Below are 20,813 nucleotides of genomic sequence, written 5' to 3' on the forward strand. Positions count from 1 at the left end.
CGCCTCCTGCGTACGTCGGTGAGGCTCAGCCCTCGGAGTGCGCGAGCTGTCCCGTCTGCGGCTGCGCGCTGCGCTTGGCCTGGCCGAGGCCCGCGGCGCGCATGACCATGCCCACGACGCCACCGGCGGCGACGATGACCATGCCGGCCCAGAAGCCCATCGGGTTGGCCATCACCATGAAGGCACCCGAAACGCAGAAACCGATGAAGGCGATGATGACACCGGTCCAGGCGGCCGGGGTGTGTCCGTGGCTCGTGCCCGCCATGACTTGCTCCTCATTGCTGTATGCGTGGTGGCTGTATGCGTGGTGGTGATGCGTGGGGTGAGCCGAACGCTCACCGTTCCATTGTCCCGTACGCGCGCGGGTGCCTTGAGCGCGGGGTCTCATGCCTCGCGCGTCGGGTCCTCGCCGCGGTCGAGGGCCTTCCACAGGTCTTCGGGGCGGTCCGGGTCGACCTTGGGCGGCGCCTTGCGCGGGCGCGGGGCGCCGTCGCGTTCGTAGCGTCCCGACATCGCGGGCCAGGACCTGCCGTACGTCAGGGCGAGAAGACCGGCGATCAGGATCAGCGCGCCGGCGGCGGCCGCGGCGTACGGCCAGGCCGTGTGGCTGAGGTCACCGATCGTGGCTGCGGTGTCGCCGGAGGCCTCGGCTGCCTTCTCGTCGAGCGCGCCGCTGTCGTTCGCGGCGAGGAGGGCGGCGGCCACGGTGCCCGCGCCGCTCAGCGCGAGCAGCAGCGAGACGAGCATCCGTCCGGCCTTGCGGACGGCGAAGACGGCGACGAGCGCGGCGAGCCCCACTATCGCCAGGGCCGCGGGCACGCCCGTGACGTCGCTGCCCGTGGCGCTCAGCGGCAGGTCGCCGCCCGCGACCGAAGCGGTGCCCTTCGCCCAGGTCTGGCGGGACGCGAGCAGCGCGAGGGCCGCGCCGACCGCGCCGGACAGCAGGGCGAGGGCGATGCTGCGCCGACCGCTGCGCTGGGCCCGGGTCTCGGGCCCGGCGTCGGCCTCTGCGGCGTCGGCGGCCTGGGTGCGGGGCGGTGGTACGGCAGAAGTCACCCCTCCACTATCCCTCACGTCCATCGGGGTGCCGCAGCCGGTTCGCCGTGTGGATGGCCCGCAGGACGGCCGCCGCCTTGTTGCGGCACTCGGTGTCCTCGGCGACCGGGTCGGAGTCGGCGACGACCCCGGCTCCGGCCTGGACGTATGCCGTTCCCTGGCGCAGGAGCGCGGTGCGGATGGCGATGGCGGTGTCGGAGTCGCCCGCGAAATCGAGATATCCGACACAGCCGCCGTACAGGCCTCGGCGGGAGGGTTCGAGCTCGTCGATGATCTGCATCGCGCGGGGCTTGGGGGCGCCGGAGAGGGTGCCCGCGGGGAAGCAGGCGGTGAGGACGTCGAAGGCGGTGCGCCCTTCGGCGACCTGTCCGGTGACCGTCGACACGATGTGCATGACGTGGGAGTACTTCTCGATGGACATGAAGTCGACGACCTCGACCGATCCTGGCTCGCAGACGCGGCCCAGGTCGTTGCGGCCCAGGTCGACGAGCATCAGGTGCTCGGCGCGTTCCTTGGGGTCGGCGAGCAGCTCGTCGGCGAGGGCCTGGTCCTCCCGCGGGGTCGCGCCGCGCGGCCGGGTGCCCGCGATGGGGTGCACCATGGCGCGGCCGTCCTCGACCTTGACGAGGGCTTCGGGGGACGAGCCGACGACGTCGAAGCCGTCGAAGCGGAAGAGGTACATGTACGGCGACGGGTTGGTGGCCCGCAGCACGCGGTAGACGTCCAACGCGCTTGCTTCACAAGGGGTTTCGAAGCGCTGCGAGGGGACGACCTGGAAGGCCTCGCCCGCGCGGATGCGCTCCTTGATGTCCTCGACGGCTTCTTGGTACTGCTCGCCGCCCCACAGCGCGGTGTACGGCGGGAGCTCGGACGGCGGCAGTGCAGCCGGGGGCTGGGAGACGGCCCGCGACAGGTCGGCCTCCATGGCGTCGAGGCGGGCCACGGCGTCGGCGTAGGCCTCGTCGACGCCCGTCTCCAGGTCGTTGTGGTTGATCGCGTTGGCGATCAGGAGCACGGAGCCGTCCCAGTGGTCGAGGACGGCGAGGTCGCTGGTGAGCAGCATCGTCAGCTCGGGCAGTTGCAGGTCGTCCCGCTCGCCGGGGCCGATCTTCTCCAGGCGCCGCACGATGTCGTAGCCGAGGTACCCGACCATCCCGCCGGTGAAGGGCGGCATCCCGGACGCCAGGTCGCGGGGGGTGTGCAGCGCCTCGACGGTGGCACGCAGGGCGTCGAGCGGGTCGCCCGACGTGGGGACGCCGACGGGCGGGGTGCCCAGCCAGCGGGCCTCGCCGTCGCGGGTGGTGAGGGTGCCGGCGCTGCGGACGCCTACGAAGGAGTAGCGAGACCAGGAGCGGCCGTTCTCCGCGGACTCCAGGAGGAACGTGCCGGGCCGCTCTGCGGCGAGCTTGCGGTAGAGGCCGACGGGAGTGTCGCCGTCCGCGAGGAGCCTGCGGCTGACGGGGATCACTCGGCGGTCGCTCGCGAGCTTGCGGAAGGTCTCGAGATCCATGGGAGGAGCTTACGGCCGTGCGGGTGGCGGACGGTGTTTCTGGCCGACAGGTGGAACACCGGCCGCTAGAACGGGACGATGACCAACCGCCGTACGCTGCCCGCCCTCGCCCTCCTCCTCGCCTCGACCGCGTTCGCTGCCTCCGCGCCCGACCCCGTGGTGTGGCCCGCCCCCAAGGACGTACCCGAGAGGGTCCGGGCCGCGGGCCTGGAGATGCTCGACTCCGAAGCGATGGACATGCACATCCACACCACCCTGAAGGTGTACTCGGGGGCCAGCCCTGTCACGGTCCCCGCGGACATCGGCATCGACCGCTCGGGCCCGAAGCCCCGCTACAGCCCGCTGCACACGCACGACACCACCGGCACCCTGCACGTGGAGTCGGAGGAGTGGCGGGACTTCACCCTGGGTCAGTTCATGACCCAGTGGGGCGTGAGCGGCGTACGGGAGAAGTGCCGCGCCGATGTCGGTGGGCGCTCCTGGGCGGGCGATCCGTCCCGCATCGTGCTGCGGGACGGCGAGACGATCACGCTTCGGTGCCGAAGGTGACCGTGAGGGTGTCGGAGTCGAAGCACGTGCGGGTGCCGGTGTGACAGGCGGCGCCGATCTGGTCGACCTGGACCAGGACGGTGTCCGCGTCGCAGTCCAGGGCCACGGACTTCACGTACTGGAAGTGGCCTGACGTGTCGCCCTTGACCCAGTACTCCTGACGGCTGCGCGACCAGTACGTGCAGCGGCCCGTGGTGAGCGTGCGGTGCAGCGCCTCGTCGTCCATCCAGCCCAGCATCAGCACCTCGCCGGTGTCGTACTGCTGGGCGATGGCGGGGACGAGGCCGTCCGTGCCGCGCTTGAGGCGGGCGGCGATCTCGGGGTCCAGGCTGCTGGGCGGGGGCGTGGCGGTCATGGGGCCATTGTGCCGCGCTCCGGGGCCTCGCCGGGCCGCGTCCACTGGGCGGACCTCTTACCGAGTCGTAGGCTGGATGGCATGTCGACCCATGCCAAGCGTGAACGACTTCTCCTCGCCGATCTGTTGGAGGCGGAGGGCCCTGACGCCCCCACCCTCTGCGATGGCTGGAACACCCGAGATCTCGCGGCCCACGTGGTGGTCCGCGAGCGCCGGGCGGATGCCGCGGGCGGGCTGCTGATCAAGCAGCTTGCCGCGCGCCTGGAGCGTGTGCAGGCCGAGTTCGCCGCGAAGCCGTACGAGGAACTGATCCAGCTGATCAGGACGGGCCCGCCACGCTTCTCCCCCTTCTCCCTCAAGCAGATCGACGAGGCGTCGAACGCCGTCGAGTTCTACGTCCACACCGAGGACGTGCGCCGCGCCAGGCCCGACTGGACGCCGCGCGAGCTCGACCCGGTCTTCTCGGACGCGCTGTGGTCGCGCCTGGAGAAGATGGCCCGTCTGATGGGCCGGAATGCGCCGGTGGGCGTGGTCCTGCGGCGGCCGGACGGCCAGACGGCGGTGGCGCACCGCGGCACTCCCGTGGTGACGGTGACCGGGGAGCCGTCCGAGCTCGTGATGTTCGTGCACGGACGCCAGGACGCGGCCAACGTCGAACTGGACGGCGACAAGGACGCGATCGCCCGACTGCACGAGACGAAGCAGCTGGGCCTCTGATGATCCGGGTCGCGATGACCGGCGTCTATGTCGACGACGTGGCCAGAGCCCACGCCTTCTACACGGACGTACTGGGCTTCGAGACCCGGCATCACGTCGACATGGTGGCCGGTCAGGTCTACGTCACCGTGGGGGCGGCGGGCGCGCAGCCGGACGTGGAGCTGCTCCTCGAACCGGGCGAGGGCCCGATCGCGGAGCCGTACCGCAAGGCGCTGCACGAGGCGGGGATCCCGGCCATCGTCTTCGGCGTCGACGACGTCCGCTCCGAACACGAACGCCTGACGGACCTCGGGGTCCGCTTCACACAGGGTCCGGAGGTGCAGGGCCCGGTGATCACCGCGGTGCTGGACGACACGGTGGGGAACCTGGTGCAGCTGATGCAGGACGCGTCCGCGGGATAGCTGAGCGAGGGCGCCCGTCCGTGGGCGCAGGGGCCCGCCAGCCGCGCTCGCTGCCGCACTCACCGCGCACACCGGGACCTGGTAACGCAGGCCGTACCGGTAGCTCCGCGCCCCACCCCTGCTCGAACGACTACCCGCAACCAGGGCGGGCAGCGGCGGCTCAGGTCTCCGCCAGCCGTGCGGGGGCCCACGCTGATCAGTGGGGCAGTTCCGCTTGCCGCAGGCCTCGCGAGCACAGCCCGAAGAGGCCGGCGAGGCCGCACGCTGCCGCGCTCGCGGTGAACACCGGCGCCGTTCCCCATACCTCCACGGCCGCGCCCGTCAGCGGATACGTCAGCGGTGCCACGCCCAGGCTGACCAGGCTGCCCACCGAGGTCACCCGGCCCACGTAGGCCGGGTCCGACTCCGTCTGCGCCAGCGCGGCGCTCACCGCCCCCGTCAGCCCGATCAGCAGCCCCACCAGTAACGCCACCCCCACGGCGGCCCAGACGGCGGGCACGTACGCGACCGCTCCCACCCCCACCGCTCCGACGAGGCACGTCATCGACAGCACGAGACCGGCCCTCGGCACCCTCCCCCGTACGGTCAGGAACAGCGCCGACGCCCCTGCGCCCGCTCCGAACCCGGCCAGGACAAGACCGACTCCCGAGGCACCCCACCCCCGCTCATCGGCCAGCATGGTGAGCCCGATGTTCAGCGGTCCGACGAACCCCAGGTCGGCCAGCGCGATGAGCATCATCAGGGGGGCGAGCACGCGGTGCCCGCGGATGTAGCGCAGCCCGTCGCCGAGTTCACCCCACGCGGTCCGCCCGCCCGCCCTGTCGTCGGGCGGCAACTCCCTCACCCGCAAAGAGATCAGCAGCGGCAGCGACACCGCGAACAGCGCCCCCGCGATGCCGAAGGCGGCCGCGGAGCCGCCGAGCGCGACCCCGAGCCCCCCGAGCGGGGCGCCCACGACGTGGGCGAGCCGGACCACCAGGCCCCGCATCCCCTGCACCCGCGCCAGCTGGTCCCGTCCCGTGACGCGGGCGGGCAACGCTCCGACGGCGGGCATGAACAGCGCGTCGACGGTCCCGAAGACCAGCCCGAGCACGGCGAGCAGCCACACCCCGGGGCTCGCCACGACCAGCAGCCCCGCCACCGCGAACACCGCCGCGCACCGCACCGCGTCGCTGCCGATGACGACCCTGCGCGGCCCGAACCGGTCGGCGACGACTCCCCCGCCCAGCATCAGAAGCGCACGCGGCACGGCACTCACCGCCATCACCACGCCCGCCTGCGCGGGGCCCCCGGACCGGACGGCGGCCCAGGACAGGGCGAGGTAGTAGACGTTGTCGCCGACCGCGGAGGCGCTGTAGGCCCCGAGCCAGCGCAGCACATTGCCGTCCTTGTGCGCGGGCCTCTCGGAGACGGGGGCGGGAGACGTACGTATGCCGGTGGTCGTCACGTGGGGCAGCCCTCTCAGATCCGGAAGGGGAAGCTGGCCAGATGCACGGCGACGTTCTCGCGCCCCTCGGTGTCGCCCGCCGCCTCCGCGGCCTTGCCCTGTTCCTCGTACGTCTTGATCAGGGCGTGGATCTCGGCGTTGAGCCGGGTGAGTTCGGCGGGGTTCAGGCGGGCGAGGAAGTCCGACTGGTCGGCGGCCAGGCGCCATTCGGTGCCCCATGCCTCCTGCTGGGCGAGGTAGGTCTCGTACTGCTCGTGGCGATGGGCGAGCAGGGACCGGACGACCGACGTGTGCACGGCGGCGCCCTCCGGTGTGTCCTTGAAGTCCTCGTGGCGGAAGCTCAGGGTGTCCTGCGCGGCCCGCCACCACCGCTCCCGCGCGTCCCCGCTCTGCACCTCGGCCTCCACGATGAGGCCGTGCTCGGCGAGCTTGCGCAGGTGGTAGCTGACCAGCGAGACCGCCTCGTCGACCTGGGCGGCGACCTGCGAGGCGGTCGACGGGCCCGCCACCCGCAGCGTGCCGTAGATCTTCTGCCGCAGTGGGTGCCCGAAGGCCTTGAGCGTGCCGATGTCGGTGATCCTGCGGATCTCCCGAGGCTGGGGCTCCTGTTTGTCGTCCATGCCTCGACCGTAGATACGAAAGAAAGCTTGCGCAATATAAATTGCGCAACTTTCCTTTCGCATCTCGCAAGCAGAAAGCCCTGGCCACCCGGTGACCAGGGCTTACGCAAATCGCACCTCAGCGGACGGGGTGACCCGCCTCCCGAAGGGTTTCCTTCACCTCGCCGATCCGCAGATCCCCGAAGTGGAAGACCGACGCGGCCAGCACCGCGTCCGCGCCCGCCGCGATCGCCGGCGGGAAGTGGTCCAGGCGGCCCGCGCCGCCGGACGCGATGACAGGGACGGTGACGTGACGTCGTACCGCCGCGATCATCTCGATGTCGTAGCCGTCCTTGGTGCCGTCCGCGTCCATCGAGTTGAGGAGGATCTCCCCCGCGCCCAGCTCGGCGGCCTGGTGCGCCCACTCGACCGCGTCGATCCCGGCGGACTTGCGACCGCCGTGGGTCGTCACCTCGAAGCTCCCGGAGGCGGTCCGCCTCGCGTCCACCGACAGGACGAGCACCTGGCGGCCGAACCGCTCCGCGATCTCGCGGATCAGCTCCGGGCGTGCGATGGCGGCCGTGTTCACGCCCACCTTGTCCGCACCGGCCCGCAGGAGCTTGTCGACATCCTCCGCCGTGCGGACGCCGCCGCCCACCGTGAGCGGGATGAAGACCTGCTCGGCGGTGCGCCGGACCACGTCGTACGTCGTCTCGCGGTTGCCCGAGGACGCCGTGATGTCCAGGAAGGTGAGCTCGTCGGCGCCTTCGGCGTCGTACACCTTGGCCATCTCGACGGGGTCGCCCGCGTCGCGCAGGTTCTGGAAGTTGACGCCCTTGACGACCCGGCCGTTGTCCACGTCCAGGCAGGGGATGACTCGTACGGAGAGCGTCATTCCGCACCTGCCCCGGGCCGGTACGCCTCCACCTCGACCTCGACGACCAGACTCGGGTCGACGAAGCCGGAGACGATGATCATCGATGCGGCGGGGCGGACGTCGTCGAAGAGCTCCTTGTGGGCCCGGCCGACCTCCTCCACGTCCCGCGCGTGCGTCAGGTACATGCGGGTGCGTACGACGTGCTCCCGGCCGAGGCCCAGCTGCTTCAGGGCCTCGACGGCGACGTGGAAGGCGTTGGCCGCCTGCTCGTAGGGGGTTCCGGCGTCTATGACGCCGTTCACCACCGACGTGCAACCCGACACCAGGACAAGGCCGTTGGGGAGCTCGACCGCGCGGGAGTAGCCGATGGCCTCCTCCCACGGTCCGCCCGAGCTGACTCTGCGGACGATGTCACTCATGACGTCGCCACCGCGGCGAGTGCCTCTTCGAGCGTGAACGCCTTGGCGTACAGCGCCTTGCCGACGATGGCGCCCTCGACGCCCTGCGGGACGAGCTCGGCGATCGCGCGCAGGTCGTCCAGGGACGAGACACCGCCCGAGGCGACCACGGGACGGTCCGTCGCCGCGCAGACGTTGCGCAGGAGCTCCAGGTTCGGGCCCTGGAGCGTGCCGTCCTTGGCGATGTCGGTGACGACATAGCGGGCGCAGCCCTCGGAGTCGAGGCGCTCCAGGGTTTCGTAGAGGTCGCCGCCGTCGCGGGTCCAGCCGCGGCCGCGCAGGGTCGTGCCGCGTACGTCGAGGCCGACGGCGATCTTGTCGCCGTGCGACGCGATGATCTTGGCGACCCACTCCGGGGTCTCCAGGGCGGCGGTGCCGAGGTTCACGCGCGTGCAGCCGGTGGCGAGCGCGGCCTCCAGGGACGCGTCGTCGCGGATGCCGCCGGACAGCTCGACCTTGATGTCCATGGCGCCCGCGACCTCGGCGATGAGCGCGCGGTTGTCGCCGGTGCCGAACGCGGCGTCCAGGTCCACCAGGTGCAGCCACTCGGCGCCCGACCGCTGCCAGGAGAGGGCGGCCTCGAGGGGGGAGCCGTAGGAGGTCTCCGATCCGGACTCGCCGTGGACGAGGCGTACGGCCTGGCCGTCGCGGACGTCGACGGCGGGGAGGAGTTCGAGCTTACTCACAGAAATCCCTGACATCCCTAGAGGGTTCCGATCCAGTTGGTGAGGAGCTGGGCGCCGGCGTCGCCGGACTTCTCGGGGTGGAACTGCGTGGCCCACAGCGCGCCGTTCTCGACGGCGGCCACGAAGGGCTCGCCGTGCGTGGTCCAGGCGACCTTGGGCGCCCGGAAGGCGGGGTTGCCGACCTCGAAGTCCCAGTGGTGCACCGCGTACGAGTGCACGAAGTAGAAGCGGGCTTCGGCGTCGAGGCCCGCGAAGAGCTGGGAGTCGTCCTGCGCCTGGACGGTGTTCCAGCCCATGTGCGGGACGATGTCGGCCTTCAGCGGCTCGACGGTGCCGGGCCACTCGTCGAGGCCATCGGCCTCCACGTCGTGCTCGATGCCGCGCGCGAAGAGGATCTGCATGCCGACGCAGATGCCCATCACGGGCCGGCCGCCCGCGAGCCTGCGGCCTACGATCCAGTCGCCGCGCGCCTCCTTGAGCCCCTGCATGCAGGCGGCGAAGGCGCCGACACCGGGGACGAGGAGGCCGTCGGCGTTCATGGCCTTGTCGTAGTCACGGGTTATCTCGACCTCCGCGCCCGCGCGCGCGAGGGCGCGCTCGGCGGAACGGACGTTCCCGAAGCCGTAGTCGAAGACGACGACCTTCTTCTGGGGAGTGCTCATCTCGCGTACGCCCCTCAGTTCCAGTAGTCGAGCCGCATGATCCCCGCGGCGAGGCACATGGCCGCGCCGATGGAGAGCAGCGTGATCAGGCTCTTCGGCATCCCCTGCTTGACGAAGGAGATGATGCCGCCGATCAGGAAGAGGCCGACGACGATCAGGATGGTGTTCAGACCGGTCATGGCTTTACAGCGCGCCCTTCGTGGAGGGGAGGATCCCGGCGGCGCGCGGGTCACGCTCGGACGCGTAGCGCAGCGCGCGGGCGAGGGCCTTGAACTGGCACTCCACGATGTGGTGGGCGTTGCGGCCGTAGGGCACGTGGACGTGCAGGGCGATCTGGGCCTGCGCGACGAAGGACTCCAGGATGTGCCGGGTCATCGTCGTGTCGTACGTGCCGATCATCGGCGCCATGGTCTCGGGCTCGGTGTGCACGAGGTACGGGCGGCCGCTCAGGTCGACGGTCACCTGGGCGAGCGACTCGTCCAGCGGGACCGTGCAGTTGCCGAAGCGGTAGATGCCGACCTTGTCGCCGAGGGCCTGCTTGAAGGCGGCGCCCAGGGCGAGAGCGGTGTCCTCGATGGTGTGGTGGGTGTCGATGTGCAGGTCGCCCTCGGTCTTGACCGTGAGGTCGAAGAGGCCGTGGCGTCCGAGCTGGTCGAGCATGTGGTCGTAGAAACCGACACCCGTCGAGACCTCGACCTTGCCGGTGCCGTCGAGATCGATCTCGACGAGGACCGACGTCTCCTTCGTGGTCCGTTCGACCCGTCCAACGCGGCTCATGCCTGCTGCTCCTTCTTGAGTTCGCGTACCGCATCGAGGAACGCGTCGTTCTCTTCCGGGGTTCCTGCGGAGACCCGCAGCCATCCCGGCACTCCGTTGTCCCGGACCAGGACGCCCCGGTCGAGGATCTTCTGCCACACGGTGTGCGAGTCGTCGAACCGCCCGAACTGCACGAAGTTGGCGTCGGAGTCGGTCACTTCATAGCCGATCGCACGCAGCTCGCTCACAAGCCGGTCGCGCTCCTGCTTCAGCTGCTCGACGTACTTCAGGAGCGTGTCGGTGTGCTCCAGGGCGGCGAGCGCGGTGGCCTGCGTGACGGCCGACAGGTGGTACGGCAGGCGTACGAGCTGTACGGCGTCGACGACCGCCGGGTCGGCGGCGAGGTAGCCGAGGCGCAGCCCGGCCGCTCCGAAGGCCTTCGACATGGTGCGCGAGATGACGAGGTTCGGCCGTCCCGCGAGCAGCGGCAGCAGCGAGTCGCCGTGGCTGAACTCGACGTACGCCTCGTCCACGACCACCATCGAGGGCTTGGCGGCCTGCGCGGCTTCGTAGAGCGCGAGGACCGTGTCGCCGGAGACGGCGTTGCCCGTGGGGTTGTTGGGCGTGGTGATGAAGACGACGTCGGGCTGGTTCTCGGCGATGGTCTTCGTCGCCGCTTCGACGTCGATCGTGAAGTCGTCGCCGCGGGGGCCCGAGATCCAGCCCGTGCCGGTGCCGCGCGCGATGAGGCCGTGCATTGAGTACGAGGGCTCGAAACCGATGGCGGTGCGTCCGGGCCCGCCGAAGGTCTGCAGGAGCTGCTGGATGACTTCGTTCGAGCCGTTGGCCGCCCAGACGTTGGCCAGGGTGACTTCGTGGCCGCCGGTGTTCGTGAGGTAGCGGGCGAGCTCGGTGCGCAGCTCGACCGCGTCGCGGTCGGGGTAGCGGTTGAGGTCGCGGGCCGCCTCGCGGACGCGCTCGGCGATGCGCTCGACGAGCGGCTCGGGGAGCGGGTACGGGTTCTCGTTCGTGTTCAGGCGTACGGGTACGTCGAGCTGGGGCGCCCCATACGGGGACTTGCCGCGCAGTTCGTCGCGTACGGGAAGGTCGTCGATGTTGGTCACTTTTCCCCCGGCACCTTCCACCCGAAGCGGGCCTTGATGGCGGCACCGTGCGCCGGCAGGTCCTCGGCCTCGGCGAGCGTCACCACGTGCTGGGCCACGTCGGCAAGCGCGTCGCGGGTGTAGTCGACGATGTGGATGCCGCGCAGGAACGACTGGACGCTGAGCCCCGAGGAGTGGCAGGCGCAGCCGCCCGTCGGAAGGACGTGGTTGGACCCTGCGCAGTAGTCACCGAGGGAGACGGGGGCCCAGGGGCCGACGAAGATCGCACCCGCGTTCTTGACGCGGTCCGCGACGGCGGCGGCGTCCGCGGTCTGGATCTCCAGGTGCTCGGCGCCGTACGCGTCGACGACGCGCAGGCCCTCCTTCAGGCCGTCGACCAGGACGATCGCGGACTGCCTGCCCGCCAGGGCGGGGACGATCCGGTCCTCGACGTGCTTGGTCGCGGCGACCTGCGGCTCCAGCTCCTTGGCGACGGCGTCGGCCAGGGCCACGGAGTCCGTGACGAGGACGGCGGCGGCGAGCGGGTCGTGCTCGGCCTGGCTGATCAGGTCGGACGCGACGTGCGCCGGGTCGGCGGTGTCGTCGGCGAGGACCGCGATCTCGGTCGGGCCGGCTTCGGTGTCGATGCCGATGCGTCCGGTGAAGTAGCGCTTGGCGGCCGCGACCCAGATGTTGCCGGGCCCGGTGACCATGTTGGCCGGGGCGCAGGTCTCGGTGCCGTACGCGAACATGGCGACGGCCTGGGCGCCGCCGACCGCGTACACCTCGTCGATGCCGAGGAGGGCGCAGGCGGCGAGGATCGTCGGGTGCGGGAGTCCGCCGAAGTCCTTCTGCGGCGGGGACGCGAGCGCCATCGACTCGACGCCCGCCTCCTGCGCGGGGACCGCGTTCATGATCACGGAGGACGGGTAGACGGAGCGGCCGCCCGGGGCGTAGAGCCCGACGCGCTCGACCGGCACCCACTTCTCGGTGACCGTGCCGCCGGGGACGACCTGGGTGGTGTGCGGGGCGCGGCGCTGCTCGCGGTGGACGATGCGGGCGCGGCGGATCGACTCCTCGAGCGCCTCGCGCACGAGCGGGTCGAGACCGGCCAGGGCATCGGCGATGGCGGTCGCGGGGACGCGGACCTGCGCGAGGCGTACCCCGTCGAACTTCTCCGCGTATTCGATCAGCGCCGCGTCGCCACGATGATGCACGTCCTCGCAGATGGGCCGCACCTTCTCCAGGGCGGCCGCGACGTCGAAGTCGGCACGGGGCAGCAGGGCGCGCAGGGCGGGACCCTCGGGGAGGGCGTCGCCGCGCAGATCGATTCGGGAGATCACATGGCCAATTCTCTCAGACCCTGATTCCCCGGCCGAACGCCGTATCACTGGCTGATATAGATCCCGGGAGACCACGTTCACCACTAGCGTTCAGCCCGTCACCGAGCGGGCATGAAACAGGTGTACGAGACATAGGCGTATCGCGGTACGGGGAGGACAACAGCAGTGGTCGACGACACCGGCACCGGGGACCCGCCGGACGGACTGACCGCCGCCGAGATCGGCATGTGGCAGGCCTTCCGCAACGGCAGCGTCTATGACCTCCGCTCCGGGGACGCGATGGCGGACGATCCGCACGGCGGCCACCCCTGGGGTCCGGAGCGCAGCGTGCGCGCGCGCATCGTGTGCTGGCTGCTCCTCGACGGGCCGCCCGCCCTCGCCGGCCGGGTCTCGTCACTGAAGCTCTCGGGCCTCCAGATCACGGACGTACTCGATCTGGCGGGCGGCGAGGTCCTTCCGTACGCCGAGCTGAAGCACTGCCGCTTCGAGAAGGAAGTGCTCGTCCCCGAGGCCAAGTTCACCACGTTGCGCCTCGTCAACTGCTCGATCCCGCGCGTGGAGGCGGCCCGCGTGCACACGGAGGGCGATCTGCACCTGCCGCGCTGCCGGATCCACAACGGCATGCGGCTCACGGACGCCCAGATCGGCACCGACCTGCTGATCAACCAGGCCGTGATCTACCGCGACCGGCGCGGCAACTCGATCATGGGCGACGGGCTCTCGGTCGGGCAGGACCTCCAGGCCGAGATGATGGAGTCGCACGGCCAGCTGAGCCTGCGCGGCGCGAAGGTCGGCGTCTCCTTCAGCCTGCGCGGCAGCAAGCTCGCCAATCCGTACGGCCAGCGGGCGCTCAACGCCCCGCAGATGACCGTGGAACGCACGCTGTACATGACGCCCGCCGCGCTCGGCGATCCCCCCATGACCAGCGGCACGACTCCCCCGCGCGGCACCCGCGTCCAGCGCTTCGAGTGCCAGGGCGGCATCCGGCTCGACGACGGGCGCTTCGGGGACGCCGTCGACCTGGCCCAGGCACGCTTCGTTCTGGAGAACGACCAGGAGGTGTCGCTGCGCCGCGTCCAGACCCCCGAGCTGCGCTTCCTGGGCGAGGCCCCGCAGCGCGGCAAGATCATTCTGTCCGGCGCCAAGGTCGTCACCCTCATCGACAAGTCGATCAGCTGGCCGGGCCCCGGCGGCCTCCAGATGGGCGGCTTCAGTTACGAGAACCTCGTCCCGCAGGGCAGCTTCCCGCTCTCCCGGCGGCTGAGCTGGGTGGCGGCCGCGACCGCCGAGTACAACCCCGAGCCGTACGAGAAGCTGGCCACCGTCCTGCGCAACGGCGGCGAGGACGCCGACGCCCGTGAGGTCCTGCTCGCCAAGCAGCGCAGACGCCGCGAGACCCTGCCGCTCGCGGCGAAGCTCTGGGGCTTCGCCCAGGACTGGACGGTGGCCTACGGCTACCGGCCGGGACGCGCCGCCCTCTGGATGGCGGTGCTCTGGGCGGTGAGCGCGGTGGCCTTCTCGCGCGCCGACCACCCGGCGATCAAACCGGGCGAGCACCCGAACTGGAACCCCGCGCTCTTCGCCCTCGATCTGCTGCTCCCGGTCATCAACCTCGGCCAGGACAGCTACTGGCAGCTGCGCGGCGGCTGGCAGTGGTTCGCGGCGATCCTGATCCTGCTCGGCTGGGTGCTCGCGACGACGGTCGCCGCGGGGGCGACGAGGCTGCTGCGGAGGAACTGAGCGGGACTTCCGTGGCCACCGGGGACAGATATTTTGCCCTTCCTTGACCATGTGTCAGGCAACCGAACGACCGATGCGAAAGCTTCACCGGCCACCCCCTGGCACTGCCCCGACCTGCGGCTTTCAATACCCACACGATGGCACTCCTGCGCGCCCTGATCCGCACCGCTCGAATGGTCAGGAACACCCCGCTCCTCGCCGCCGGTCTGACCCCCGACGACGAGGTGCTCCTCGACGCGCCCGACGACCGCCTCGGCCCCGCGCTCGTCGCCGCGGGCCGGGGCGACCACGGCCCCGCCGCCAAGCTCCTCGCCATGACGCGCGAGGGCAACGAATGGGAGAACCGCGACCGCTACACGACGCGTCTCGCCGCCTTCGCCCGCTCCCGCTCCGAGTGGTTCGACGACTGGCAGGCCGCCGCACCGCACGACCCGGACGCGCTGCTCGTCAGGGCCGAGCTCGCGGTCGTCCGCGGCTGGGAGTCGCCCGCCCGCGCCGAGCTGCTTCGCGAGACGGCGCCCCTGATCACCGCGGCCGCCGAGGCCGACCCGCGCGACCCCGTGCCGTGGCGGATCGCCCTGGACCACGCGCGCGGCACCCATGCCCCGCAGTCGGTCTTCGACGCGCTCCGGGCCGAGGCGGTGCACCGCTCCTCGCACCACTACGGCTGCCACGCGTCGGCGCTCCAGTACCTGTCCGCCGCCTGGTACGGCTCGCACCGCCAGTGCTTCGACTTCGCCGAGCGCGCCGCACGCGACGCGCTGCCGGGATCGCTGATCCAGGCGCTGCCCGCGCGGGCCGCGTTCGCCTACCTCACCAGCGCTTCGGGGAGCGTGCCGCGCGAGCGCCTGGACGCCGCGGCCGACCTCGGGATCGCCCTGTCGCAGGAGTACGAGGCCGGGGATCCCTGGCCCGCGGAGGTCCGCAACGTCCTCACGTTCGTCCTCGTACGCCTGGAGCGGTGGCGCGACGCCCTCGAACAGCTGCGCCTCATCGGGCCCTATGCGACGTCCTTCCCCTGGGACCGCATGTCCGACGATCCGCTCGGCCAGTTCCTGGAACTGCGTGACGGCATACGCATCGAGGTGGCCTCCGGGACCCCGTTGCGCACCGGTGGCGGACGTCCGACGTCCGGCGACCATTAGGCTTGCAGCTCGTGACCACCGTCCGGCTTCCGCTCTTCCCGCTCAACTCGGTGCTGTTCCCGGGACTCGTGCTCCCGCTGAACGTGTTCGAGGAGCGTTATCGCGCCATGATGCGCGACCTGCTCAAGACTCCCGACGAGGAGCAGCGCCTCTTCGCGGTCGTCGCGATCCGCGACGGCCTCGAGGTGGCGCCGAGCGCCCCGGGTCTCCCGGACCCCACCTCGCAGCCCGAGCAGGGGCCGGCCGGCTTCGGGGACGACCCGCTCAAGGCCTTCCACGCGGTGGGCTGCATCGCGGACGCGGCGACGATCAGGGAGCGCGCCGACGGCGGCTTCGAGGTGCTCGCCACCGGCACCTCACGCGTGCGCCTGCACTCCGTGGACGCGTCGGGCGCCTTCCTGACCGCGGAGGTCGAGGAGCTGCCCGAGGAACCGGGCGAGGAGGCGGGCACCCTCGCCGAGGGCGTCCTGCGGGCCTTTCGCTCCTACCAGAAGCGGCTCGCCGGGGCGCGCGAGCGGTCCCTGTCCACGGGCGCCGAACTGCCGGACGACCCGTCCGTGGTGTCGTATCTCGTCGCGGCCGCCGCCGTCCTCGACACCCCCACCAAGCAGCGGCTCCTCGAAGCGCCGGACACGGCGTCGCGCCTGCGCGAAGAGCTGAAAGTCCTTCGCGCCGAGACCGCCATCATCCGTAATCTGCCGTCGTTGCCCGCGACGGACCTGACGCGCGGCACCACGAGCCTCAACTGACACGAGCCTCAACTGACGTAAGGCGCGAGCGCTTTGGCGAAGAAGCAGAAGAAACAGCAGTCGGGCGCCGGCGGCACCCCGGCGACCGTCGCCCTCGCCGCGGCGGGCGCCGACTACACCGTCCACGCCTACGAACACGACCCCGCGCACCCCTCGTACGGCGAAGAGGCGGCGCAGGCCATGGGCGTCTCCCCCGACCGGGTCTTCAAGACCCTGGTCGCGGAGGTCGACGGCGAGCTGACGGTGGCCGTCGTCCCCGTGGCGGGCACCCTGAACCTCAAGGCCCTGGCCACGGCCGTCTCCGGCAAGCGCGCGGTGATGGCGGACCCCGCGGCCGCCGAACGCACCACGGGGTACGTACGGGGCGGCATCTCGCCCCTGGGCCAGCGCAAGAAGCTCCGCACGGTCCTGGACGACTCGGCGTCGGCGCACGCCACGATCTGCGTCTCGGCGGGCCGCAGGGGCCTGGAAGTGGAGCTGGCCCCCGGCGACCTGGCGCGGCTCACGGGTGCGGTGCTGGCCCCGATCGGGCGTGAATAGGGCCTCGACGGGGGCCGCGGGCTCGACTAGTACCACCCTCATGTCGAAGAAGACACGCAAGAGGAAGTGGCGGGTCCGCAAGGGCAAGGCGAATCACGGAAGGCGCCCGGCCTGAGATCTCTCAGGCGGGGTTGCCGTCGGTCCGCCCTGGGTCGTCCCCGTACGCCATGGGGTACGGCTCAGGGTCCCGCGGCCCGAAGAGGCCGGTAAGGCCCAGATGCACGAGCAGCGCGGCCACGGGCCAGGCGAGCAGCGCACCCTTGGCCTTGAGCTCCAGAGGGGCGTCGAACGCGATCCCCTTGCCCACGGACTTCGCGTGGGCGACGACATCCGTCTCGGGCCCGAGGAAGATCCCCAGACGCCAGGCGATCACGGCCCCCAGCAGGCCCCCTGCCGTCAGCCCGATGACCAGTGGAATCCCGCCCCGCCTGCGCAGCAGGAACACCACCGCGCCGCTCACCGCGCCGAACGCGAGCGCGAGGAGAGTGAACGTGCCGTCGACGCCGATCGCCTGCTCGCCCTCGGTGTCCTTGAGGAACACCGCCTCGTTGTCCGCGATCAGCGGCACGCGCGGCGCGAGCCACAGCCACAGCAGCCCGAGCAGGAGTCCACTGACGGCCACCGCGAGCGCGATCACAGCGGCCTGCCGCACTTCGGTCTTCATGTCGGGACCGTCCTCCTCGTGCGCCGACGGGGGAACGGCTCCGGACGGCTGAGCGGCTTGCTGCCAGGGGTCGTGCGGGGGCTGGTCGTGGGGCGGCTGGGAGGGCGTCAGCGGTGCAGTCACCCACACATGGTGCCAGTACTGCCTGAGTACCGCTTCACCGCACAGCGAGGACCGCGCGGGACCACGGCGAAGTCCGCTTCAGCGCACGGCCGCACGGCGGTACGCCCAGGTGGCGATCGCCAGCGAGGCGACGCCGACCCCCGCGCAGACCGCGAGATCCAGGGCGACGGCGGCCCAGTCCGGATGCGGCCCGAAGGTACGGGCGAACGCCTCGACTCCGTACGTGGAAGGCAGCAGGTCACGGGCGTACTGCAGGAAGCCGGGCATCCGCTCGGCCGGCAGCACACCGAGGAGCAGGGCCGCTGACATGCCCAACTGCCCGAGCAGCGTGGCCAGTTCGGGCCGGGGCGCGAGCAGCCCGAGGGCGGCACCGAGCCCGGCGAGCGCGGCACCGGCCAGCGGGATCACCGCTGCGAGCACCCACAGGTGGGCCAGCGGGAGCCCGAAGAGGCCGCATCCGACGACCGCGGTGACGAGCGTGCCCGGCACGGTGAACGAGGCGTAGGCCGCCGCGGCGCCGAGGACCACCGACGCGGGCGGCACGGGCAGCGTGGCGTAGTGGTCGAGGCCGCCGTCGGCCCGCAGCTGCCCGAAGTACTGCGCGAGCAGGTTGAGCGCGACGAACGCGACGACGAGCACGGAGGACCCGGCGACGACGGCACGCGCCTCGCCTCCCCCGTCCACGACGCCCCGCATCAGGATCATGATCCCGACGGACTGGAAGGTCGCCACGAAGAGCAGCGGAATGCGGGCGACCCGGGCCCGGGACAGCTGCGCCCGGTAGACGGCGGCAAGCGCGGGAAACAGCCGCGCGCGGGGCCCCAGGGGCTCGGCGGCATCGTCCTGCCACTCGCGGTCGTCGGCCCGTACGGCCGCTTCCAGGGGAACGGCACTCACCGGACAACCCTCCTGTTGCTGTTCATCCGCCCGGCGAAGGTCACGCCTTCACCAGCCCTTCCCCGTTCCCGCCCAGGGCGAGATACACGTCCTCCAAGCTCGGTGTGGCCAGGGTGAAGTCGTCCAGGGCGGCAAAGGCGGCCCCGCCGGTGACCGCCGCGACGGCGGCCCGCGCCTCGTCCGGGGCGAGCCGCAGGGACCACTTCCGCCCGGACTCCACCGCGGACGAGCGCAGCGCGGCGACCTCGGGGACATCCAGCGGCGCCCGCTCCCGCCAGACGAGCTCCACCCGTACCTCGCCCGCGACCTGCTCCTTGAGACCCAGGGGGCTGTCGCAGGCGATGACCTTGCCGTGGTCGAGCACGGCGACGCGGTCGAGGACCGTCTCGGCCTCGATGACGTTGTGGGTGACGAGCAGCACCGTCGTGCCACGCTCGGCCCTGCGCCGGTCGACCGCGCCCCACACGGCGCGCCGCGCGATGGGGTCCATGCCGGTCGTCGGCTCGTCCAGGACGAGCAGCGGCCGCTCCCCCACCAGGGCGGTGGCGAAGCAGGCGAGCCTGCGCTGCCCGCCGGAAAGCTTCTTCAGGGGCCGCGAGGCCAGGCCGGTGAGCGCGAGTTCTTCGAGTACACCGTCCCGCTCGGCCCGCGCCGCGCGCACGTCGAGGCCGCGCAGCCGCGCGGTCGTCTCGACGGCGAGCGAGACGGTCAGATCGTCGAGCGCGGTGGACTCCTGCCCCAGGTACGCGAGGATCCGCGCGGCCCGCTCGGGGTGGCGCAGGATGTCGTGCCCGAGGATCTCGACGCTCCCGCTGTCGGGCCGCATCAGGCCGGTCAGCTGACGTACGAGGGTGGACTTGCCCGCGCCGTTGGGCCCGAGGAGGCCGAAGATCTCGCCGCGCCTGACCTCCAGGCTGATGCCGTCGGTGGCGCGCACCTCGGGCGTCGCGGGCGTGCCGCGCCTGCCACGGGCGGCGGGATACGTCTTGACGAGGTCGCGCACCGCGCAGACGGCATCACTGCCGTGACCCTGTCGGAGCCCCTGTCGGACTGCCTGTGCCGAGCGCGTACTCACGAAGGACGAGGGTACGGGGTCCCGTGCCCGGTACGACGCCCGGGGCGCCCCGTACGCCCCGTATCGGTCATGTGTTCACTCGCCGGAGCGGTCACCCACCGGTGCGTGCTCCACCGCGGTGTGGACGTCGATCTCGCGCCAGAAGCCCGCCCGGATCGCGTACCGGTCGTGTTCGTCGATCTGGTCGTCCTTGTGGGCGAGCAGGCCGAAGCGGGCCGCGTACCGCAGGAGCTCGCCATCGACGCGGTGCGGGATGCGCGGGTACATCGTCGAGAGCTTCTGGAGGTTGTGCTGTTCCGGCAGGCGGGCCATCCAGCGGCGCGCGAACACCTGCCCGACCTCGAAGGGGTCACCGCCGACCGTGGTGATGTCCTCCTCGCGGTCGGCCCAGCGCTGCTCGGCGGTGGTCAGCTGGGCGAGCGTCGGCAGGGCGGCGGCCTCCGGGCTCTCCGCGGCGCCGCCGGGGCGCTCGACCCAACCCTTGTCGGAGGACCAGCGCAGGGTGGCGTTGGTGGGGTGCTGCGCGGCCTGGGTGGTGCCGGGGCCGCGCAGGGCGGCCAGGTCCTTGGGGGTGGGCACGCCCTTGCCCGGCGGGATGTGGTGGGCGCCGCCGCTGTCACCGTTGGCGCCGGCTCCGGCCCCTGTCCCCGCTTCGGCGTGCTGGCCGTGCTGTGCGTGCTGGACCCCGGCGGCCTCGTCGGCGGCCCGCTGGGCGCTTGCCGCGAGCGCGGACTCCGGCAGCGGCGCGGAGAGGATCGCGGCGATCTCGGGGCGCGGGACGGGAGGGGGCGCGCAGACGCCGGTGAGCTCCTTGGGGCGTACGGCCTTGGTGATCCAGGCACGGTCCAGGACGCGGCGCTCGTCGGCCTCGGCCACGAGGTCCTCGGACTGGTTGTAGTCCCCGTCGGCGGCCTGGACGGCCCACAGGTGGACGGCGACGCCGTGCTCCTTGGCGGCCATCATGCCGGGCAGCAGGTCGCCGTCGCCGGTGACGAGCACGATGTCCGAGCAGGCGCGGTTGCGGGCCAGCTCCGTCAGCTCGGCGTGCATGGCGGCGTCGACGCCCTTCTGGGCCCACCGGCCGTCGCTGCGGGTCAGCGCGCCGAGGCGGACCGTCACGCGCGGCATGACGCGCAGCCTGCGGTGCTCGGGCTGCGGTACGCGGTCGGGGGCTCCGTCGAACCAGTAGATCCGCAGGAGGGGGCGCTCGGTGTCGGATTCGGCTCGCTCACGGATGCCCTGGATCAGGGCGGTGTGATCGACGGTGATCCGGGACCGGGAGGGCTCGCCCGCGAGGAGACTCGCGGCGGCACCCAGCAGATACCCGGCGTCCACCAGGACGATGCAGCGGTCCACGCGAT

25 protein-coding genes are annotated in these 20,813 nt (G+C 71.7%); 7 read left to right on the forward strand and 18 right to left on the reverse strand.

The features are described 5' to 3' along the window. Positions 1-25: 25 nt before the first annotated feature. From ACWGI2_RS10235 to ACWGI2_RS10245, 3 genes are all read right to left on the reverse strand, one after another. The gene (locus ACWGI2_RS10235; RefSeq protein ID WP_453694885.1) at positions 26-265 is read right to left on the reverse strand and encodes an HGxxPAAW family protein; all 240 of its coding nucleotides are present in this window, start codon (positions 263-265) and stop codon (positions 26-28) included. 119 nt (positions 266-384) lie between these two features. Next, positions 385-1,056 carry a TIGR02234 family membrane protein gene (locus ACWGI2_RS10240; RefSeq protein ID WP_453694886.1) on the reverse strand — a complete coding sequence of 224 codons (672 nt, stop codon included), beginning with the start codon at positions 1,054-1,056 and terminating at the stop codon, positions 385-387. 7 nt (positions 1,057-1,063) lie between these two features. Next, positions 1,064-2,566 carry an anthranilate synthase component I gene (locus ACWGI2_RS10245; RefSeq protein ID WP_453694887.1) on the reverse strand — a complete coding sequence of 501 codons (1,503 nt, stop codon included), beginning with the start codon at positions 2,564-2,566 and terminating at the stop codon, positions 1,064-1,066. A gap of 78 nt (positions 2,567-2,644) precedes the next feature. Here ACWGI2_RS10245 and ACWGI2_RS10250 point away from each other — a divergent pair, with 78 nt between their 5' ends. Then, positions 2,645-3,115 (forward strand): hypothetical protein, encoded by a 471-nt coding sequence (locus tag ACWGI2_RS10250; protein ID WP_453694888.1) that lies wholly within the window; start codon positions 2,645-2,647, stop codon positions 3,113-3,115. Here the strand turns inward: ACWGI2_RS10250 and hisI are convergent. Next, on the reverse strand, positions 3,093-3,470 hold the full coding sequence (hisI, locus tag ACWGI2_RS10255; protein ID WP_453694889.1) for a phosphoribosyl-AMP cyclohydrolase: 378 nt from the start codon (positions 3,468-3,470) through the stop codon (positions 3,093-3,095). The two genes, ACWGI2_RS10250 and hisI, sit on opposite strands and share 23 nt — an antisense overlap. Before the next feature lie 81 nt (positions 3,471-3,551). Here hisI and ACWGI2_RS10260 point away from each other — a divergent pair, with 81 nt between their 5' ends. Both ACWGI2_RS10260 and ACWGI2_RS10265 read left to right on the forward strand, forming a co-directional pair. Continuing rightward, a complete protein-coding gene (locus tag ACWGI2_RS10260; RefSeq protein WP_453395018.1) occupies positions 3,552-4,187 on the forward strand; it encodes a TIGR03085 family metal-binding protein in 636 nt (211 codons plus the stop codon). After that, positions 4,187-4,588, forward strand: coding sequence for a VOC family protein (locus ACWGI2_RS10265; RefSeq protein ID WP_453395019.1), 402 nt, complete (start codon positions 4,187-4,189; stop codon positions 4,586-4,588). The genes ACWGI2_RS10260 and ACWGI2_RS10265 overlap by 1 nt, the downstream gene beginning before the upstream one ends. 196 nt (positions 4,589-4,784) lie before the next feature. Here the strand turns inward: ACWGI2_RS10265 and ACWGI2_RS10270 are convergent, their stop codons facing one another. The 10 genes from ACWGI2_RS10270 to hisD form a co-directional block, all read right to left on the reverse strand. Beyond that, complete coding sequence (locus tag ACWGI2_RS10270) at positions 4,785-6,035, reverse strand: MFS transporter (RefSeq protein ID WP_453694890.1); 1,251 nt, start codon at positions 6,033-6,035, stop codon at positions 4,785-4,787. A 14-nt stretch (positions 6,036-6,049) separates the two neighbouring features. After that, a complete protein-coding gene (locus ACWGI2_RS10275) occupies positions 6,050-6,655 on the reverse strand; it encodes a helix-turn-helix domain-containing protein (RefSeq protein WP_453395021.1) in 606 nt (201 codons plus the stop codon). A 118-nt stretch (positions 6,656-6,773) separates the two neighbouring features. Continuing rightward, positions 6,774-7,529: an imidazole glycerol phosphate synthase subunit HisF gene (gene hisF / locus ACWGI2_RS10280; RefSeq protein WP_160504496.1), complete on the reverse strand. Its 756-nt coding sequence runs from the start codon at positions 7,527-7,529 to the stop codon at positions 6,774-6,776. Continuing rightward, positions 7,526-7,930, reverse strand: coding sequence for a RidA family protein (locus ACWGI2_RS10285; protein WP_453395022.1), 405 nt, complete (start codon positions 7,928-7,930; stop codon positions 7,526-7,528). Before ACWGI2_RS10285 ends, hisF begins: the two co-directional genes overlap by 4 nt. Continuing rightward, positions 7,927-8,655 (reverse strand): bifunctional 1-(5-phosphoribosyl)-5-((5-phosphoribosylamino)methylideneamino)imidazole-4-carboxamide isomerase/phosphoribosylanthranilate isomerase PriA, encoded by a 729-nt coding sequence (gene priA / locus ACWGI2_RS10290; RefSeq protein ID WP_453395871.1) that lies wholly within the window; start codon positions 8,653-8,655, stop codon positions 7,927-7,929. The genes ACWGI2_RS10285 and priA overlap by 4 nt, the downstream gene beginning before the upstream one ends. Before the next feature lie 17 nt (positions 8,656-8,672). Continuing rightward, a complete protein-coding gene (gene hisH, locus ACWGI2_RS10295; RefSeq protein WP_453395023.1) occupies positions 8,673-9,317 on the reverse strand; it encodes an imidazole glycerol phosphate synthase subunit HisH in 645 nt (214 codons plus the stop codon). A gap of 14 nt (positions 9,318-9,331) precedes the next feature. Beyond that, positions 9,332-9,496 carry a hypothetical protein gene (locus tag ACWGI2_RS10300; RefSeq protein ID WP_384255852.1) on the reverse strand — a complete coding sequence of 55 codons (165 nt, stop codon included), beginning with the start codon at positions 9,494-9,496 and terminating at the stop codon, positions 9,332-9,334. 4 nt (positions 9,497-9,500) lie between these two features. Next, positions 9,501-10,094 carry an imidazoleglycerol-phosphate dehydratase HisB gene (gene hisB, locus ACWGI2_RS10305; protein WP_135330188.1) on the reverse strand — a complete coding sequence of 198 codons (594 nt, stop codon included), beginning with the start codon at positions 10,092-10,094 and terminating at the stop codon, positions 9,501-9,503. After that, complete coding sequence (locus ACWGI2_RS10310; RefSeq protein ID WP_453395024.1) at positions 10,091-11,197, reverse strand: histidinol-phosphate transaminase; 1,107 nt, start codon at positions 11,195-11,197, stop codon at positions 10,091-10,093. The genes hisB and ACWGI2_RS10310 overlap by 4 nt, the downstream gene beginning before the upstream one ends. Continuing rightward, the gene (hisD, locus tag ACWGI2_RS10315; RefSeq protein WP_453395025.1) at positions 11,194-12,519 is read right to left on the reverse strand and encodes a histidinol dehydrogenase; all 1,326 of its coding nucleotides are present in this window, start codon (positions 12,517-12,519) and stop codon (positions 11,194-11,196) included. The genes ACWGI2_RS10310 and hisD overlap by 4 nt, the downstream gene beginning before the upstream one ends. Before the next feature lie 225 nt (positions 12,520-12,744). Between hisD and ACWGI2_RS10320 the strand changes: the two genes are divergently transcribed. From ACWGI2_RS10320 to ybaK, 4 genes are all read left to right on the forward strand, one after another. Further along, positions 12,745-14,259, forward strand: a complete 1,515-nt coding sequence (locus ACWGI2_RS10320; RefSeq protein WP_453395872.1) for an oxidoreductase — start codon at positions 12,745-12,747, stop codon at positions 14,257-14,259. A gap of 137 nt (positions 14,260-14,396) precedes the next feature. Continuing rightward, a complete protein-coding gene (locus tag ACWGI2_RS10325) occupies positions 14,397-15,404 on the forward strand; it encodes a hypothetical protein (protein ID WP_453395026.1) in 1,008 nt (335 codons plus the stop codon). Positions 15,405-15,415: 11 nt separating this feature from the next. Next, entirely contained in the window at positions 15,416-16,153 is a 738-nt protein-coding gene (locus tag ACWGI2_RS10330; RefSeq protein ID WP_453694891.1) for an LON peptidase substrate-binding domain-containing protein, read from the forward strand. Positions 16,154-16,186: 33 nt separating this feature from the next. Continuing rightward, the gene (gene ybaK / locus ACWGI2_RS10335; RefSeq protein ID WP_453694892.1) at positions 16,187-16,693 is read left to right on the forward strand and encodes a Cys-tRNA(Pro) deacylase; all 507 of its coding nucleotides are present in this window, start codon (positions 16,187-16,189) and stop codon (positions 16,691-16,693) included. Positions 16,694-16,814: 121 nt separating this feature from the next. Here ybaK and ACWGI2_RS10340 read toward each other — a convergent pair whose 3' ends face one another. The 4 genes from ACWGI2_RS10340 to ACWGI2_RS10355 all read right to left on the reverse strand — a co-directional run bounded on the left by ACWGI2_RS10340 (position 16,815) and on the right by ACWGI2_RS10355 (position 20,808). Then, the gene (locus ACWGI2_RS10340) at positions 16,815-17,480 is read right to left on the reverse strand and encodes a DUF2567 domain-containing protein (protein WP_453694893.1); all 666 of its coding nucleotides are present in this window, start codon (positions 17,478-17,480) and stop codon (positions 16,815-16,817) included. Between the two features lie 78 nt (positions 17,481-17,558). Beyond that, positions 17,559-18,377: an ABC transporter permease gene (locus ACWGI2_RS10345; protein WP_453395030.1), complete on the reverse strand. Its 819-nt coding sequence runs from the start codon at positions 18,375-18,377 to the stop codon at positions 17,559-17,561. 40 nt (positions 18,378-18,417) lie between these two features. Continuing rightward, entirely contained in the window at positions 18,418-19,452 is a 1,035-nt protein-coding gene (locus ACWGI2_RS10350; RefSeq protein ID WP_453395031.1) for an ABC transporter ATP-binding protein, read from the reverse strand. A gap of 75 nt (positions 19,453-19,527) precedes the next feature. Continuing rightward, complete coding sequence (locus ACWGI2_RS10355; RefSeq protein WP_453395032.1) at positions 19,528-20,808, reverse strand: NYN domain-containing protein; 1,281 nt, start codon at positions 20,806-20,808, stop codon at positions 19,528-19,530. Positions 20,809-20,813 lie beyond the last annotated feature (5 nt).

It is taken from the genome of Streptomyces sp. NPDC054866, from assembly GCF_053610745.1.

What these genes read in the sequence shown, in the direction of transcription:
- ACWGI2_RS10235 (WP_453694885.1), bottom strand. Translation starts at nt 265, where the DNA reads ATGGCGGGCACGAGCCACGGACACACCCCGGCCGCCTGGACCGGTGTC.
- ACWGI2_RS10245 (WP_453694887.1), bottom strand. Translation starts at nt 2,566, where the DNA reads ATGGATCTCGAGACCTTCCGCAAGCTCGCGAGCGACCGCCGAGTGATC.
- ACWGI2_RS10250 (WP_453694888.1), top strand. Translation starts at nt 2,645, where the DNA reads ATGACCAACCGCCGTACGCTGCCCGCCCTCGCCCTCCTCCTCGCCTCG.
- hisI (WP_453694889.1), bottom strand. Translation starts at nt 3,470, where the DNA reads ATGACCGCCACGCCCCCGCCCAGCAGCCTGGACCCCGAGATCGCCGCC.
- ACWGI2_RS10260 (WP_453395018.1), top strand. Translation starts at nt 3,552, where the DNA reads ATGTCGACCCATGCCAAGCGTGAACGACTTCTCCTCGCCGATCTGTTG.
- ACWGI2_RS10265 (WP_453395019.1), top strand. Translation starts at nt 4,187, where the DNA reads ATGATCCGGGTCGCGATGACCGGCGTCTATGTCGACGACGTGGCCAGA.
- ACWGI2_RS10275 (WP_453395021.1), bottom strand. Translation starts at nt 6,655, where the DNA reads ATGGACGACAAACAGGAGCCCCAGCCTCGGGAGATCCGCAGGATCACC.
- hisF (WP_160504496.1), bottom strand. Translation starts at nt 7,529, where the DNA reads ATGACGCTCTCCGTACGAGTCATCCCCTGCCTGGACGTGGACAACGGC.
- ACWGI2_RS10285 (WP_453395022.1), bottom strand. Translation starts at nt 7,930, where the DNA reads ATGAGTGACATCGTCCGCAGAGTCAGCTCGGGCGGACCGTGGGAGGAG.
- hisH (WP_453395023.1), bottom strand. Translation starts at nt 9,317, where the DNA reads ATGAGCACTCCCCAGAAGAAGGTCGTCGTCTTCGACTACGGCTTCGGG.
- ACWGI2_RS10300 (WP_384255852.1), bottom strand. Translation starts at nt 9,496, where the DNA reads ATGACCGGTCTGAACACCATCCTGATCGTCGTCGGCCTCTTCCTGATC.
- hisB (WP_135330188.1), bottom strand. Translation starts at nt 10,094, where the DNA reads ATGAGCCGCGTTGGACGGGTCGAACGGACCACGAAGGAGACGTCGGTC.
- ACWGI2_RS10320 (WP_453395872.1), top strand. Translation starts at nt 12,745, where the DNA reads ATGTGGCAGGCCTTCCGCAACGGCAGCGTCTATGACCTCCGCTCCGGG.
- ACWGI2_RS10325 (WP_453395026.1), top strand. Translation starts at nt 14,397, where the DNA reads ATGGCACTCCTGCGCGCCCTGATCCGCACCGCTCGAATGGTCAGGAAC.